Below are 13,424 nucleotides of genomic sequence, written 5' to 3'. Positions count from 1 at the left end.
CGATCAGAGCAGTTTGTCGAGGGTGATCGGCAACTGGCGGATGCGCTTGCCGGTAGCGTGATAAACCGCATTCGCGACCGCCGCAGCGACGCCGACGATACCGATTTCACCAACGCCCTTGGAGCCCAGCGGGTTGACGATCTGGTCATCCTCGTCGACGAATATCACTTCAATGTCGCCAATATCGGCATGTACCGGCAGGTGATAATCGGCCAGGTTGTGGTTCATGCAGCGACCCAGCTCGTGATCGATCATCGCCTCCTCGTGCAGTGCCATTCCGATCCCCCAAACCACGCCGCCGAGAATCTGGCTGCGCGCGGTCTTGGCATTGATCACCCGGCCAGCGGCAATCGCGCTGACCACCCGAGTAACCCGCACCGTACCCAAGGTCTCATCCACCTGCACCTCGACGAACACTGCCGAGTGCGTGGCGCTGGCATAACGCTCGCGCAGTTTGCCCGGCTGCGCCTGCACCTCGGCCTCGATGCTGCCATGGCGAGCCAGCAGCGTACCGAGATCAACCGAGCGGGTAGCGTCCTCACCTTGTTGCACGCGCCCGCCGACGAAACGCAATGCGCTAGCATCGGTGAACGGCGCAGTCGGCAGTTGCCGGGCGGCATCACAGAGCTGCTCGGCGAGCGCCAGGCAGGCTTCACGCACCGCACTGCCGACCGAAGAGACGGTGAAGGAGCCGCCCTGCAGCGGCGCCTTGGGCAGGCTCGAATCGCCGAGCCGGAACTCGACGTGGGCGGGATCGATGCCGAGGGTATCGGCGGCGATCTGGGTCATCACCGTGGCGGTACCGGGGCCGATATCACAGGTCGCGCTGGCGACGATCAGACGACCATCGGCGGTCAGTGTGGCGCGGGCACTGGCAGGCATCTGCATGGCCTCCCAGACGCCGGTAGCCATGCCATAGCCGACCAGCTGATTACCGTTGCGCATGCTGCGCGGCTGCGGGCTGCGGTCGCTCCAACCGAAGGCGTCGGCGCCCTGCTGATAACACGCGCGCAGCTCCTTGCTGGAGTAGGGCTTGCCCTCGTTCTGGTTGGTCTCGGCGTAGTTGGTCAGGCGCAGTTGCACCGGGTCGACGCCCGCCGCCCAGGCCAGTTCATCCATCGCCGACTCCAGGGCGAACAACCCTGTCGCGGCGCCAGGCGCGCGCATGTCCAGCGGGGTGTAGACGTCCAGTGGCGCCAGCCGATAAGCCAGGCGCAGATGGTCACAGTGGTAGAGCATGCCCGACCACTCGGCGACGTGTTCGGTGAAATCTTCGAAACGCGAGGTCTGGCCGATCACTTCGTGCACCAGCCCCTGCAGCCTGCCGTCGGCGGTAGCCCCCAATTGCAGCCGCTGTACGGTGCGTGGGCGATAGCCGAAGGTGAACATCTGCTGACGGGTCAGCGTGACGCGCACCGACTGCTGCAACTTCAGCGCCGCCATGGCGGCCAGTGGCAACTGATACTGCGGACGCAGCCCCGAGCCGAATGCGCCACCCACGAAGGACGACAGAATGCGCACTCGCTCAGGATCGAGCTTGAGCACGCTGGCCAGGTACTGCTGGCTGTTCTGCGGCCCCTGAGTCTTGTCATGCACCAGCAGGCTCCCGTCCGCCTGGTAGATCACCGTCGAGGCATGGGGCTCCATCGGGTGGTGATATTCGTTGGGCAACTCGTATTCGAGTTCCAGGCGAACCGGCGCGCCGGCAATGACCGCGTCAGCATCACCGCGCCGCTCCGGCAGTTCGGCCGGCGCTGCATGGGCGCTGTCCAGCGCCTGCAGCAGATCCGTGGCATGAGGCTGCTGCTGATACTCGATACGCACCAGCGAAGCGGCATGGCGAGCGAGCTCCAGGCTGCTGGCGACCACCAGCGCCACCGGCTGGCCGCTGTAACGCACGCGTGCATTGAACAACGGGCGAAACGGCGAGCCGTCGGCCGCATCGTCGTCTTCATAGCTCTCGTCGTCCTGCGCCATCGGCGGACGATTTTCGTGGCTGAGCACCAGCTTCACGCCGGGCAGAGCCTGGGCTGCCGAAGCATTGATGCGGGTGATGCGGCCGCGTGCGATCACACTGCAGATCACGCTGCCGTGCAGCAAACCGTCAGCGGAGTACTCAGCCGCATAGCGGGCCTGGCCGCTGACCTTCAGCGGGCCGTCGACGCGGTCGAGAGGTTTGCCGAGCGTAGGCGCGTTCATGAGCGAACTCCTTCTGCGGCGGTGGTCAGGGCGCGAACGATGGCGCGGCGCGCCAGCTCCACCTTGAAGGCGTTGTGGGTTAGCGGCTGAGCATCCTTGAGAAGCAGCTCGGCGGCCGCCTCGAAGTGCTCGTTGCTGGGCACCAGGCCAACCAGGCTGTCTTCCACCTCGGTGCGCCGCCAGGGTTTGTGCGCAACCCCGCCCAGGGCCAGGCGAGCCTGGCGGATCTGACCGTCGGCATCGAACTTCAGCGCTGCCGCCACCGATACCAGGGCGAAGGCGAACGAGGCCCGATCACGCAACTTGAGGTAGGCGCTGTGGGACGCGAAACCCTCGGCCGGCAACTCGATGGCCAGGATCAGCTCACCGGCTTCCAGCACGGTGTCGTGCTGCGGCGTGTCCCCCGGCAAGCGATGAAACTCGGCGAAGGGCACGTGACGTTCTCCGCCGGGCCCTGTAATCATTACCTGAGCGTCGAGCGCAGCAAGTGCCACGCAGAAGTCCGACGGATGCACCGCCACGCAGTGCTCGCTGGCACCGAACAACGCGTGGTAGCGATTGAGGCCCTCACGTGCCGGGCAACCACTGCCGGGCTCGCGCTTGTTGCACGACACCTGGCTGTCATAGAAATAATGGCAGCGGGTGCGCTGCAGCAGGTTGCCGCCGGCACTGGCCATGTTGCGCAACTGCGGCGAAGCGCCGGACAACAGCGCCTGGCTGAGCAGCGGATAGCGCTGCTCCACCTCCGGGTGCCAGGCCAGATCGGCATTGCTGACCAGCGCACCGATGCGCAGGCCGCCATCGGCAGTGGGCTCCACGTCGCGCAGGGGCAAGGCGTTGATATCGATCAACCGCTTGGGCCGCACCAGGTTTTCCTTCATCAGGTCGACGATGTTGGTGCCACCGGCGATGAACTGGCTATCCGGCCCGGCCATGCGCACGGCTTCGTCGATGCCCTGGGGTTTGCTGTAGGCGAAAGGCGTCATGGGCGCACCGCCTTCTCGCAGGCCGGCAAGGCTTCTTCGATGGCGGCGACGATGTTGCTGTAGGCACCGCAACGGCAGAGGTTGCCGCTCATCCGCTCGCGAATGTCAGCGGCATCGTCGATGCGCCCTTCAGCAGCCAGCCCAACCGCCGAACAGATCTGTCCGGGCGTGCAGTAGCCGCACTGGAAGGCATCATGTTTGACGAACGCGCGCTGCATCGGGTGCAGTTCACCGTTCTGCGCCAGACCTTCGATGGTCGTCAGTTCATGACCGTCGAGCATTACCGCCAGGGTCAGGCAGGCGTTGATCCTGCGGCCGTCGAGCAGCACCGTGCAGGCACCGCACTGACCATGATCACAGCCCTTCTTGGTACCGATCAGGTCGAGCTGTTCACGCAACAGATCGAGAGCGGTGATCCACGGATACACCTCGACGTTAAGGGGGCTGCCGTTCAACGACAGGGAAATCGCACGGCGTTCTGAGCCGTCAGTGATGGTCTCGCTCATGGGGCTACCTCGGTTCGCTCGGATGTCTGGTGCATCCGTTCAGAATCTGAGGTAGGTGCCAGTAAAAACGTTCAGGTTGGATCGCGACCGCAGAGCGGTTGGTTCAAGAACCTGTTCACGATCTTTCTAGGCGACGTTAAAGAGGCTGCTACAAGGCAAAAGCTGACTTTCAGCGACCTCGTGGGAGCGGCTTTAGCCGCGAACTCTTTATGCCTAGACAGACCAAATCGGGGCTAAAGCCCCTCCCACAAAAGCAGCAGCACCCCATGTCCGCTCCCGCCACTTTGCAGCTAAAACGCTGAAGTCGAGCCGAAAGATCGTGAACAGGCTCTAAGGCGTGAGTTTCTTCAGCGGGTAGATGTCGTAACGGCTGGATTTGCCCTCCAGCGCGTAACCCGGTTTCGCCCCCTCGATGACCGGCGCCTTGCGTGGGCGCTTGACCACCACACGATGGCTGGCGAGTTTGAGGGCCGCTTCGAGCAACGCCGGAGCATCCGGGTCGTCTCCTACGAAAGGACGGAACAGGCGCATCTCCTTCTTCACCAGCGCGCTTTTGTCGCGATGGGGAAACATCGGGTCGAGGTAGATCACCTGAGGCGCTTCCTCCTGCCAGTCGGCCATGATGGAAATGGCGTTGCCCTGCAGCAGACGCATGCGCGCGACGATGGCCGCCACCTCGGCATCAGTGGCAGCCCGCTGCAGGCCATCCTCGAGCAGCGCGCCAATCAGCGGCTGGCGTTCGATCAGGCTGATGGTGCAGCCGAGGCTGGCCAGCACGAAGGCATCACGCCCGAGGCCAGCGGTGGCATCCAGCACCTGCGGGCGAATGCCCGGCTGAACGCCGACCGCTTTGGCGATCATCTGCCCGGTGCCGCCGCCGAACTGACGCCGATGAGCGACCGCGCCCTCGACGAAATCCACCCGCACCGGCCCCGGCGCCAGAGGGCCAAGTTCGACCAGTTGCAAGCCAGCTTCGCCCAGTTGCAGCGCGAACTCGGCATCCCCCTCCACCGGCAACCCGAGGCGCTGCGCCCACTGTTGTGCGGCCTCGTGCAGATGCGGGGCCAGGGCCTCCATGCGGATGCGCGCGGCGGGCTGTTTTTCACTCATTGCGGATCGTCCATCAATAACGGTAATGGGCTCAATTCAACCGTTACGCGGCCGATACCCTGTCTATGCGATAGTTTGCCAGAGCCAGCCGTCTGATGTTCGATGTCATCTCCCGTATTCCCGGTGATACCCGGGTCGCGTCTCAGAAAGCCGGCACACCCTCGAGTGCCAGCTCGGCGCTGTACGACCAGATTCTGCGCAGCGTGCTGCTGTCGATGGAGAGCCCTGCCAATAGCATGCTCCCGCTCCCCGCGCCGGCAGCAGCGGATGAGGCCCCGGTACAAGGCATTCGCACCCTCGAAGATGTGATGATGCAGCGCCAGTTCGTCTGCTCGGTGCACGACACCGACAGTGCCCTCACCCTTGATCAACTGGCCCTGCAACCGCAGTCCCTGACAACGCTTGATGAAAGCGAACAGGGCAAGACCAACGAGTTGCTCACGGAATCACTGAATCCCTGGGAGCTGTTGCTTGGCCGTCTGACGCTGCAACAACGCCTGGCCGTCTGATCGCTCAGCGGCACATCCGAAATAGGCCCATATCCAGATGGAAATGGTCGCGATGAGCAGCGTTGTAGTCGGGCCCCAAGGTGGTGTTGAAGGTGGTGCAGGCAGCCTGCTGTACCTGACGCAGGAACAGCGATTTGTCATCGCTGCCGGGCCAGTCGCGCAGCACGCTGATACGGCTGCCATCGGCCAGGCGAAAACCGACGATATCCAGCGCATTGGCCGACGCATGCTGGCTACGCCGCTGACTGCCAGCGATGGTGCGACAAGCGAAGCTGCCGACATGATCAACCTGCGTGACACGCTGACCAAATACCTGCTGCGCCGCCAGCTGCAGGCCATGCTGCTCGAACAGAGCGAATGCCGCCGCTACCGGGCAGGTGGCGATGAACGTGCTGCTCAAGCGCACCTCACTGCCCTGCACGCGTACCGTGTTGGTCAGCGGGCAATCAGCGCTGGGCGTGCTGTCGGCCAACGTCACATAGCGCAGCGAGGAGGTGTCCAGCACGGTGCGGCACAACGCAGGGTCGTCCTGCAGGCGCCCGAGCTTGTAGCCGGTCAGCCAGTTTGGCGAATCACGCAGATCCAGCGGTGCCCAGGGGTTCCAGCGTGGCGGTACGTCGATCCACTGCCGGTACAGCGCCAGCGGCCCACCCACGACGACGAGCAACAGCAAGGCGATCAGAAAATTGCGCATGCTCAGCCGCGAAACAGATCATTAATTCGGTCAAACGGCAGCGCTTGCTGGGCACCACGCAGATCGCCGCCGTCGGCAAGCCCCGTAGCGGCTTGCAGAAAGGCGCCATAGGCCACCCTAGCCAGGTTGGAACCGAGGCTCACCCGCTTGACGCCGAGTTCGGCCAATTCGTCCAGCGACAGGTTCAGACTTGGCGAGCCGACCAGCACGTTGACCGGCCGCGGCGCCACCGCCTGCACCACCGCGCTGATCTCCTCGCGCCGTGTCAGCCCGGGTGCGTAGAGCACGTCGGCTCCCGCCTCGGCGTAGGCCACTAGGCGGCGGATGGTGTCGTCCAGATCCGCGCGGCCGTGCAGGTAATTCTCTGCACGCGCGGTGAGGGTGAAGGGAAAGCCCAGGCTACGGGCAGCGGCGACCGAGACACGGATGCGCTCCACCGCCAGCTCGAACGCATAGATGGGCGCATCGGCTCGCCCCGTGGCGTCCTCGATGGAGCCACCAACCAGGCCGACCGCAGCCGCCAAACGCAACGTCTCGGCACAGTCCTGCGGGCTGTCGCCATAGCCGTTTTCCAGATCCGCGGCCACCGGCAGCGCCGTAGCGGCGACGATATCCCGCGCATTGGCCAGGGCCTCGTCGCGGGATACCGCACCTTCGGCGTCACGCCGGCCCAGAGAAAACGCTAATCCTGCGCTGGTGGTGGCCAGGGCCTGGAAGCCAAGGCTCGCCAGCATCTTCGCCGAGCCAGCATCCCAGGGATTAGGCAGCACCAGCAGGCCATCCTGTCGATGCAACTGACTGAAGCTTTCGCCGAGGCGCTGTTGGGTGGACATGCTGGAACTCCCTGAAATCTGGCCGATGTGCTCGGGTCAGCTCGCAGGGTATCGGAGTTTTCCAGCAGGGGAGAAATTCACTGTTTTGTCAGCGGGGTATGAGTGGGCGCTTTCAACCTTGCGGTCGCATGCCCTGAGACAGGCCCAACACCAACCAGAGCAGATTCTGACTGGCCTGCGCCTGAGCAGCCGAGATGCGCTTGAGATCAGGGTTGGCACAATAGCTGCGCCCATGGCTGCTCACCACGCCATGGCCAGGCTCGTACCAGGAAGCAGCCGCAGCCACCGATACACTGAGCGCCGCGACGAGGAACAAACCTCGCGCTATTTCTAATCTCATGATTGCAACCTCTTGATGGCGCTGCAAACGCCGTCTGCTAACACTAGATCACGATAAGCAGTTGCAACTTTTCTCAAGACGAACGGTATACCGCCACGGCAGTCGCCAGAAACTACAGATAAAAAAACCCCGCGGCAAGCGCGGGGTTTCTTGTTACTGCAGGTACCGGGTGGCTTACATCATGCCGCCCATGCCACCCATGCCGCCCATGTCTGGCATACCGCCGCCAGCTGGAGCGTCTTCCTTGATCTCGGCGATCATGGCTTCGGTGGTGATCATCAGGCTGGCGATCGAGGAAGCAGCCTGCAGTGCCGAACGGGTCACTTTGGCTGGATCCAGGATACCCATTTCGATCATGTCGCCGTATTCGCCGGTAGCAGCGTTGTAACCGTAGTTACCCGAACCCTGCTTGACCTTGTCGACCACAACGCTTGGCTCGTCACCGGAGTTAGCCACGATCTGGCGCAGGGGCGCTTCAACAGCGCGACGCAGCAGAGCGATACCTACGTTCTGATCAGCGTTGTCGCCGCGCAGCTCGGAGATAGCCTGCAGGGAGCGAACCAGTGCCACGCCACCGCCAGGTACCACACCTTCTTCGACGGCTGCGCGGGTTGCGTGCAGGGCGTCTTCAACGCGGGCTTTCTTCTCTTTCATTTCAACTTCGGAACCGGCACCGACCTTGATCACTGCAACGCCGCCGGACAGCTTGGCCAGACGCTCTTGCAGTTTTTCTTTGTCGTAATCCGAGCTGGTGTCGCCGATCTGCTGACGAATCTGCGAGATACGACCATCGATATCGGTCTTGACGCCAGCGCCGTCGATGATGGTGGTGTTTTCTTTGTTCAGGATGACGCGCTTGGCATTACCCAGGTGTTCCAGGGTAGTGGTCTCCAGGCTCAGACCGATCTCTTCGGAGATGACGGTGCCGCCAGTCAGAACAGCGATGTCCTGCAGCATGGCCTTGCGACGATCACCAAAACCTGGAGCCTTGACGGCTGCAACTTTGACGATGCCACGCATGTTGTTCACAACCAGAGTCGCCAGGGCTTCGCCTTCAACGTCTTCAGCCACTATCAACAGCGGACGACCAGCTTTGGCCACTGCTTCCAGAACTGGCAGCAGTTCGCGGATGTTGGAGATCTTCTTGTCAACCAGCAGCAGCAGCGGGCTGTCCAGCTCGGCAACCATGGTGTCCGGCTTGTTGATGAAGTACGGGGACAGGTAGCCGCGGTCGAACTGCATGCCTTCAACAACCGACAGTTCGTTTTCCAGGCCAGTGCCTTCCTCAACGGTGATGACGCCGTCTTTGGTCACTTTTTCCATGGCTTCGGCAATGATCTCGCCGATGGAATGGTCGGAGTTCGCGGAGATAGTACCTACCTGAGCGATAGCCTTGGTGTCGGTGCACGGCTTGGAAAGTTTCTTCAGCTCAGCAACGATGGCGATGGTCGCCTTGTCGATGCCGCGCTTCAGATCCATCGGGTTCATGCCAGCAGCGACGGCTTTCAGGCCTTCGTTGACGATAGCCTGAGCCAGAACGGTTGCGGTGGTAGTACCGTCACCGGCGTCATCGTTAGCACGGGAAGCAACGTCTTTGACCAGTTGCGCGCCCATGTTTTCGAAGCGATCTTTCAGTTCGATTTCTTTAGCAACCGAAACACCGTCTTTGGTGATCAGAGGAGCGCCGAAGCTCTTCTCGATAATGACGTTACGGCCTTTTGGGCCGAGGGTTGCTTTTACTGCGTCGGCCAGGACGTTGACACCGGCGAGCATTTTTTTACGGCCAGAGTCGCCGAATTTAACTTCTTTAGCAGCCATGGAAATTGATCCTCAATTCTTGACGGTTAAACGGAGATTTGCGGGAAATCAGGCTTCGACAACAGCGAGGATTTCGTTCTCGCTCATCACCAGCAGGTCTTCGCCGTCGACTTTGACAGTGTTGCTGCCCGAGTAAGGGCCGAAAACCACTTTGTCACCAACCTTGACGGCCAGCGCACGAACTTCACCGCTATCCAGAACGCGGCCAGTGCCAACAGCGACGATTTCGCCCTGATTCGGCTTTTCAGCGGCCGAGCCCGGCAGCACGATACCGCCAGCGGTTTTGGTTTCTTCTTCGCTGCGACGGATCACGACGCGGTCATGCAAAGGACGAAGCTTCATTGTCGATCTCTCCCAATAGTTGTTGACTTCAACCGGTGTTCTCACCGGCAGGATCATGGCGCTGCGCACTACACGTAACGCCGAAATATGTTTCAACGCAGATACGCTGAAAAACCTTGCGGTGACCGCTACATAAGGTCGAACAAGAGCAATTCAAGGGCACGGGGTGAAAATTTTTCCCGTCAGGGGAACGAAAATCGTCCGTGCGAAAACAGCGAACCCCGAACTGACGAGGCCAGATCGGGGTTCGATTGCAGTTAAAAAGTGCTCGGTCAGTCGCGGCGCTCGTACTCGCCCTCGAGCACGTTCGGACGACTTGCGCCAGAACCGGGCTGACCATTGCGCGCGGCCAGATCATCAGCGAAGGCGCGCTGACGCTCGGCCTGCTCGGCGGCACGACGACGCACGCGTTCGACCAGCTTGCGACGGGTGAACGGCAGCAGACACAGCAGACCGATGGCGTCGCTGATGAAGCCCGGCAGCAGCAACAGTGCGCCACCTACGGCCATCATCAGCCCCTGCAGGACTTCCTGATCCGGCATTTCGCCACGGGCCAGTCTTTCGCGGGCACGCCAGGCTGTGGTGATGCCAGCGATACGTAGCATCAGACCACCGAAGATCGACGTAGCGATCACCAGTGCGATGGTCGGCAGCACACCAATGGCACTACCCACCGAAATAAGTACTGTCAGTTCCAAGATTGGGAACAACAGGAACAACAACATGAAAATGCGCATCGCGGTTTCCTTGACGGAAGAACGACTTCCAGTAGGAGGTAAGTATGGGGTGTTGCGCTTAATTCAAGCTGAAGCCTCGAATTGCGCTGGCCACGTATCGGCCCGCGCCAGGCGCACCAAGGCTTCGCGCACTTCCCCGGCAGTGTTACAGGATATTGGAAAGGCCAGCCAGTACAGGCTGTGACCTATACGCAGGTGAAACCCCTCACTGTCGATCCCGACCATCCGTGCAGGTTCCGTGGCGGGCAGCCCGCTCAAGGCGACGTAATGCGCGATGGCGTCGGCATGATCGCTGTTCATGTGTTCAAGCATACGCCGCTCGGTGTCACCGGCGAAGTGGTTGCCCAGCGCCACCTCATCGAGCCAGTGAATCGCGCCGAAACCGCCGATGTAACGCCAACGCACGGGTTGCATGTGCCAGAAATCGAAGTCGTGGGCACTGTGATAACCGCGTGATTCGGGAAAGTACCGGTAATAGCGCTCGGCAGCCGCTTCAATATCGGCGGCATCATCGAGCATCTTCGCTTCGGCCAGCAGGGTCAGCCGCCCCACCGCCTGAACGTCCTCGGCACCGCGCTCCCCGACCAGTAGCGAGCACTTTGCGTCCGCCTTGAGGTTATGGGTGTGCTGGGCAATGCGGCTGATCAGAATCAGCGGCCACCCCTGAGCATCCAGGCAGTAGGGCACCACCGAGCCGAAAGGAAAGCCGGGCATCGCTTTGGAGTGAGTGGACAGCGCGCCACGGTACTCCCCGAGCAGTAACTCCCGGGCCTGGCGATTGGCTTGCACACTCATATCAAGACTCCTGGCGGACGCAGACAAGCGCTTAGGATAATCGCTACAGTGCTGTAACGGCATCCCGCCAAACTGATTCGAAGGGGATCGGCATGCAACTCGAAGACAAGGTCATCATCATCACCGGCGGCGGTCAGGGCCTTGGCCGGGCCATGGCCGAGTACCTCGCGGAGAAACGGGTGCGTCTGGCCCTGGTCGATCTCAACCAGGAGAAACTCGACGAAACCGCGGCGGCCTGTCGGGCGCTGGGCGTCCAGGCCCGCACCTATCTGTGCAACGTGGCAAGTGAAGAGCAAGTGACCCAGACCATCGCCCAGATCGCCGATGACTTCGGCTCGATCAATGGTTTGGTCAACAACGCCGGTATTCTGCGCGACGGCCTGACCATCAAGGTCAAGGACGGCGAAATGAGCAAGATGAGCTTGGCGCAGTGGCAGTCGGTGATCGATGTGAACCTGACCGGCGTGTTCCTGTGCACGCGGGAAGTGGCGGCGAAGATGATCGAACTGCAGAACGAAGGCGCGATCATCAATATTTCTTCGGTTTCCCGTGCTGGCAACGTCGGCCAGGCCAACTACTCGGCCGCCAAGGCCGGCGTCGCCGCCGACACCGTGGTCTGGGCCCGAGAGCTGGCCCGTTATGGCATACGCGTGGCGGGGGTGGCGCCGGGCTTCATCGAGACCGACATGGTCGCCAGCATGAAACCCGAAGCCCTGGAGCGCATGACGGCGGTAATTCCGCTCAAGCGCCTGGGCAAACCGCGGGAAATTGCCCACTCGGTGGCCTACCTGCTGGAAAACGACTACTTCACCGGGCGCATTCTCGAACTCGACGGCGGCTTCCGTCTGTAGCAACCGCGAGCCCTGGATAGCCCAGATACGAAAAAGCCCCGCGTGATGTGGGGCTTTTTCGTCGTGCATCTCGCGGGGATCCGTTACCAGCCCACACCGAAGCCGATTGTGTAGCGGGTCTCGTCCTTGTCGCCTTCCGAACCGCTGACCTGATCCTTTGAGGCCTTCATGTTCAGCGACGCCCAGTCGGTAACCTTGTAACGCAGGCCCACTTCGGCATCCAGCGAGTAGTCGGCGGCGCTGGCCAGCGGCTTGCCTACTTCACCGGTGCTGAACAGCTCGAACGTCTTGCCGATCAGGTAACGGTTGTAATCCCAACGCATGCTGATGGCGTAGAAGTTATCTTTCTCGCCGTTGGCGTACTCATAGTCGGAACGGTTAAGCAGCGTGGCCATGGAGAAGGCGCCCAGCTCGTTGTCCCAGAACTGATAACCCGGACCGGTACCGATGGTGCGCTGGCGCTCCAGATCCTCGATCTTGTCGCGCTTGTACTCGAGGCGCCCCTGCCAGAACCACTGCTCGTCGAGGAAGCGATCCAGGGCGTATTCGGTGCCCCAGTTGTCGGTACTCACCACGTCGTTGCGCAGCTCACGGTTGTAATCCACCGTGGCGTTGTGACGCCATTTGCCATGCCGCGCCTGGGTCTTCACATCGATGTCGTAATCATCGGTGTCGCTCTCGGCGCGTTTGTAGTCCATGGCCACATCGACATTACCCTTCCACATGAAGTCTTCGACGAAGGGCTTGGGCTTCATGATCTGCTTGATGCTCGCCAGCTCGACGGTCTTCGGCGCATCGCCGTTGGCCAGGGTCACCTTGCCGGCATCTGAGGCTTGCAGGGACTTGGCGCGCTCACCGGTGATGTCGTTCTCCTTGACCAGCAATTCCTGCTCGCTGTCTAGGGTCGCGATTTTGCTCCAGTCCAGAGGGATGGAGCCGCCATAATCGGTTTCCAGCAGCAGCTTGCCGCCATCGAGAACCTTGATGGTTCCGGTCAGACGGTCGCCGTTCTTCATCCAGACGGTATCGGCCATCAGCGGCATCGCCGCCGCACTGAGGCTCAGGCACAACAGGGTTCGAGTAAACATAAGCGGATGCTGGTGCTCCGGTTCGCGGTAAATCGGGCATTATCCGCATACCCGTTATATGAGCAAGAAATGACCGACGGAATTCATGCGAGTTCACGGCTGAGCGGTGAAAATACCGCGCCAACCGACCGATCAAGTTGCCTGGAGCCTGCCATGACCACAAGACGAGCGAATGACAACGCGCCGTTGGCCGCTGCCGATCAGCAGGCCCGACGTGATGCCTTGTACCTGGCGCTCGCTCAGGTACCGGCCGGCAAGGTGGTCACTTACGGCGAACTGGCCGCCATGGCAGGTCTCGGCCGTGCCGCACGCTGGGTGGGCCGCACGCTTAGCCAATTGCCTGATGGCACGACCCTGCCATGGCACCGGGTGGTCGCCGCAAATGGGCGATTGAGCCTAACTGCCGATGCGCCAAGCGGTGTTGAACAACGCGCCCGATTGCGCGTCGAAGGGGTGCTATCCCACAATGGCCGGGTGGATATCCGACGCCATGGCTGGCGCCCCTTGGAGCACGAGGCCTGACACCTTGATGTGACCACGGCTTAGCTGGCTTGCACTGACCCAACCCTAGCCCCTAGAGTGCGCCATTTGTTCACGCATCCTCCCTCCAGGCCGA

At 61.8% G+C, this 13,424-nt stretch carries 15 protein-coding genes; 3 read left to right on the top strand and 12 right to left on the bottom strand.

All coding sequences use genetic code 11. From position 1 onward, the window contains the following. Positions 1 to 3: 3 nt before the first annotated feature. The 4 genes from ACZ0AI_RS22545 to ACZ0AI_RS22530 all read right to left on the bottom strand — a co-directional run bounded on the left by ACZ0AI_RS22545 (position 4) and on the right by ACZ0AI_RS22530 (position 4,768). Positions 4 to 2,199 carry a xanthine dehydrogenase family protein molybdopterin-binding subunit gene (locus tag ACZ0AI_RS22545; protein WP_463563763.1) on the bottom strand — a complete coding sequence of 732 codons (2,196 nt, stop codon included), beginning with the start codon at positions 2,197 to 2,199 and terminating at the stop codon, positions 4 to 6. Further along, on the bottom strand, positions 2,196 to 3,185 hold the full coding sequence (locus tag ACZ0AI_RS22540; protein WP_463563762.1) for an FAD binding domain-containing protein: 990 nt from the start codon (positions 3,183 to 3,185) through the stop codon (positions 2,196 to 2,198). The genes ACZ0AI_RS22545 and ACZ0AI_RS22540 overlap by 4 nt, the downstream gene beginning before the upstream one ends. Beyond that, positions 3,182 to 3,691 carry a (2Fe-2S)-binding protein gene (locus ACZ0AI_RS22535; RefSeq protein ID WP_225834999.1) on the bottom strand — a complete coding sequence of 170 codons (510 nt, stop codon included), beginning with the start codon at positions 3,689 to 3,691 and terminating at the stop codon, positions 3,182 to 3,184. The genes ACZ0AI_RS22540 and ACZ0AI_RS22535 overlap by 4 nt, the downstream gene beginning before the upstream one ends. A 330-nt stretch (positions 3,692 to 4,021) precedes the next feature. Beyond that, on the bottom strand, positions 4,022 to 4,768 hold the full coding sequence (locus ACZ0AI_RS22530; protein ID WP_463566003.1) for a class I SAM-dependent methyltransferase: 747 nt from the start codon (positions 4,766 to 4,768) through the stop codon (positions 4,022 to 4,024). A gap of 128 nt (positions 4,769 to 4,896) precedes the next feature. On the opposite strand from ACZ0AI_RS22530, the gene ACZ0AI_RS22525 reads away from it, so the two are divergent. After that, positions 4,897 to 5,310: a hypothetical protein gene (locus ACZ0AI_RS22525; protein ID WP_225835003.1), complete on the top strand. Its 414-nt coding sequence runs from the start codon at positions 4,897 to 4,899 to the stop codon at positions 5,308 to 5,310. Between the two features lie 4 nt (positions 5,311 to 5,314). Here ACZ0AI_RS22525 and ACZ0AI_RS22520 read toward each other — a convergent pair whose 3' ends face one another. From ACZ0AI_RS22520 to ACZ0AI_RS22490, 7 genes are all read right to left on the bottom strand, one after another. After that, on the bottom strand, positions 5,315 to 6,004 hold the full coding sequence (locus ACZ0AI_RS22520) for an extensin-like domain-containing protein (protein ID WP_463563761.1): 690 nt from the start codon (positions 6,002 to 6,004) through the stop codon (positions 5,315 to 5,317). Positions 6,005 to 6,006: 2 nt separating this feature from the next. Beyond that, on the bottom strand, positions 6,007 to 6,837 hold the full coding sequence (locus ACZ0AI_RS22515) for an isocitrate lyase/PEP mutase family protein (RefSeq protein WP_463563760.1): 831 nt from the start codon (positions 6,835 to 6,837) through the stop codon (positions 6,007 to 6,009). A gap of 112 nt (positions 6,838 to 6,949) precedes the next feature. Then, positions 6,950 to 7,177 (bottom strand): hypothetical protein, encoded by a 228-nt coding sequence (locus ACZ0AI_RS22510; RefSeq protein ID WP_131178862.1) that lies wholly within the window; start codon positions 7,175 to 7,177, stop codon positions 6,950 to 6,952. Between the two features lie 174 nt (positions 7,178 to 7,351). Next, positions 7,352 to 8,995, bottom strand: a complete 1,644-nt coding sequence (groL, locus tag ACZ0AI_RS22505) for a chaperonin GroEL (RefSeq protein ID WP_463563759.1) — start codon at positions 8,993 to 8,995, stop codon at positions 7,352 to 7,354. Positions 8,996 to 9,043: 48 nt separating this feature from the next. Then, on the bottom strand, positions 9,044 to 9,337 hold the full coding sequence (locus ACZ0AI_RS22500; RefSeq protein ID WP_042554944.1) for a co-chaperone GroES: 294 nt from the start codon (positions 9,335 to 9,337) through the stop codon (positions 9,044 to 9,046). A 272-nt stretch (positions 9,338 to 9,609) separates the two neighbouring features. Next, positions 9,610 to 10,074 carry an FxsA family protein gene (locus ACZ0AI_RS22495; RefSeq protein ID WP_463563758.1) on the bottom strand — a complete coding sequence of 155 codons (465 nt, stop codon included), beginning with the start codon at positions 10,072 to 10,074 and terminating at the stop codon, positions 9,610 to 9,612. A 63-nt stretch (positions 10,075 to 10,137) separates the two neighbouring features. Next, the gene (locus ACZ0AI_RS22490; protein WP_463563757.1) at positions 10,138 to 10,869 is read right to left on the bottom strand and encodes a HugZ family pyridoxamine 5'-phosphate oxidase; all 732 of its coding nucleotides are present in this window, start codon (positions 10,867 to 10,869) and stop codon (positions 10,138 to 10,140) included. A gap of 92 nt (positions 10,870 to 10,961) precedes the next feature. Between ACZ0AI_RS22490 and ACZ0AI_RS22485 the strand changes: the two genes are divergently transcribed. Next, on the top strand, positions 10,962 to 11,720 hold the full coding sequence (locus ACZ0AI_RS22485) for an SDR family oxidoreductase (protein ID WP_463563756.1): 759 nt from the start codon (positions 10,962 to 10,964) through the stop codon (positions 11,718 to 11,720). An 83-nt stretch (positions 11,721 to 11,803) separates the two neighbouring features. Here the strand turns inward: ACZ0AI_RS22485 and ACZ0AI_RS22480 are convergent, their stop codons facing one another. Beyond that, on the bottom strand, positions 11,804 to 12,808 hold the full coding sequence (locus ACZ0AI_RS22480) for a DUF481 domain-containing protein (protein WP_463563755.1): 1,005 nt from the start codon (positions 12,806 to 12,808) through the stop codon (positions 11,804 to 11,806). Positions 12,809 to 12,961: 153 nt separating this feature from the next. Here ACZ0AI_RS22480 and ACZ0AI_RS22475 point away from each other — a divergent pair, with 153 nt between their 5' ends. Further along, positions 12,962 to 13,330, top strand: a complete 369-nt coding sequence (locus tag ACZ0AI_RS22475) for an MGMT family protein (RefSeq protein WP_463563754.1) — start codon at positions 12,962 to 12,964, stop codon at positions 13,328 to 13,330. The last annotated feature ends 94 nt before the right edge of the window (positions 13,331 to 13,424 follow it).

The sequence above is a fragment of the Pseudomonas sp. AC355 genome (assembly GCF_979258205.1).
The sequence above is the reverse complement of the archived record's forward strand: the minus strand, read 5'-3'. Positions and strand labels throughout refer to the sequence as shown.

Excerpts from the sequence above, each read along its gene's own strand:
- ACZ0AI_RS22545 (WP_463563763.1), bottom strand. The coding sequence starts at position 2,199 with ATGAACGCGCCTACGCTCGGCAAACCTCTCGACCGCGTCGACGGCCCG.
- ACZ0AI_RS22540 (WP_463563762.1), bottom strand. The coding sequence starts at position 3,185 with ATGACGCCTTTCGCCTACAGCAAACCCCAGGGCATCGACGAAGCCGTG.
- ACZ0AI_RS22535 (WP_225834999.1), bottom strand. The coding sequence starts at position 3,691 with ATGAGCGAGACCATCACTGACGGCTCAGAACGCCGTGCGATTTCCCTG.
- ACZ0AI_RS22530 (WP_463566003.1), bottom strand. The coding sequence starts at position 4,768 with ATGGAGGCCCTGGCCCCGCATCTGCACGAGGCCGCACAACAGTGGGCG.
- ACZ0AI_RS22525 (WP_225835003.1), top strand. The coding sequence starts at position 4,897 with ATGTTCGATGTCATCTCCCGTATTCCCGGTGATACCCGGGTCGCGTCT.
- ACZ0AI_RS22520 (WP_463563761.1), bottom strand. The coding sequence starts at position 6,004 with ATGCGCAATTTTCTGATCGCCTTGCTGTTGCTCGTCGTCGTGGGTGGG.
- ACZ0AI_RS22515 (WP_463563760.1), bottom strand. The coding sequence starts at position 6,837 with ATGTCCACCCAACAGCGCCTCGGCGAAAGCTTCAGTCAGTTGCATCGA.
- ACZ0AI_RS22510 (WP_131178862.1), bottom strand. The coding sequence starts at position 7,177 with ATGAGATTAGAAATAGCGCGAGGTTTGTTCCTCGTCGCGGCGCTCAGT.
- groL (WP_463563759.1), bottom strand. The coding sequence starts at position 8,995 with ATGGCTGCTAAAGAAGTTAAATTCGGCGACTCTGGCCGTAAAAAAATG.
- ACZ0AI_RS22500 (WP_042554944.1), bottom strand. The coding sequence starts at position 9,337 with ATGAAGCTTCGTCCTTTGCATGACCGCGTCGTGATCCGTCGCAGCGAA.
- ACZ0AI_RS22495 (WP_463563758.1), bottom strand. The coding sequence starts at position 10,074 with ATGCGCATTTTCATGTTGTTGTTCCTGTTGTTCCCAATCTTGGAACTG.
- ACZ0AI_RS22490 (WP_463563757.1), bottom strand. The coding sequence starts at position 10,869 with ATGAGTGTGCAAGCCAATCGCCAGGCCCGGGAGTTACTGCTCGGGGAG.
- ACZ0AI_RS22485 (WP_463563756.1), top strand. The coding sequence starts at position 10,962 with ATGCAACTCGAAGACAAGGTCATCATCATCACCGGCGGCGGTCAGGGC.
- ACZ0AI_RS22480 (WP_463563755.1), bottom strand. The coding sequence starts at position 12,808 with ATGTTTACTCGAACCCTGTTGTGCCTGAGCCTCAGTGCGGCGGCGATG.
- ACZ0AI_RS22475 (WP_463563754.1), top strand. The coding sequence starts at position 12,962 with ATGACCACAAGACGAGCGAATGACAACGCGCCGTTGGCCGCTGCCGAT.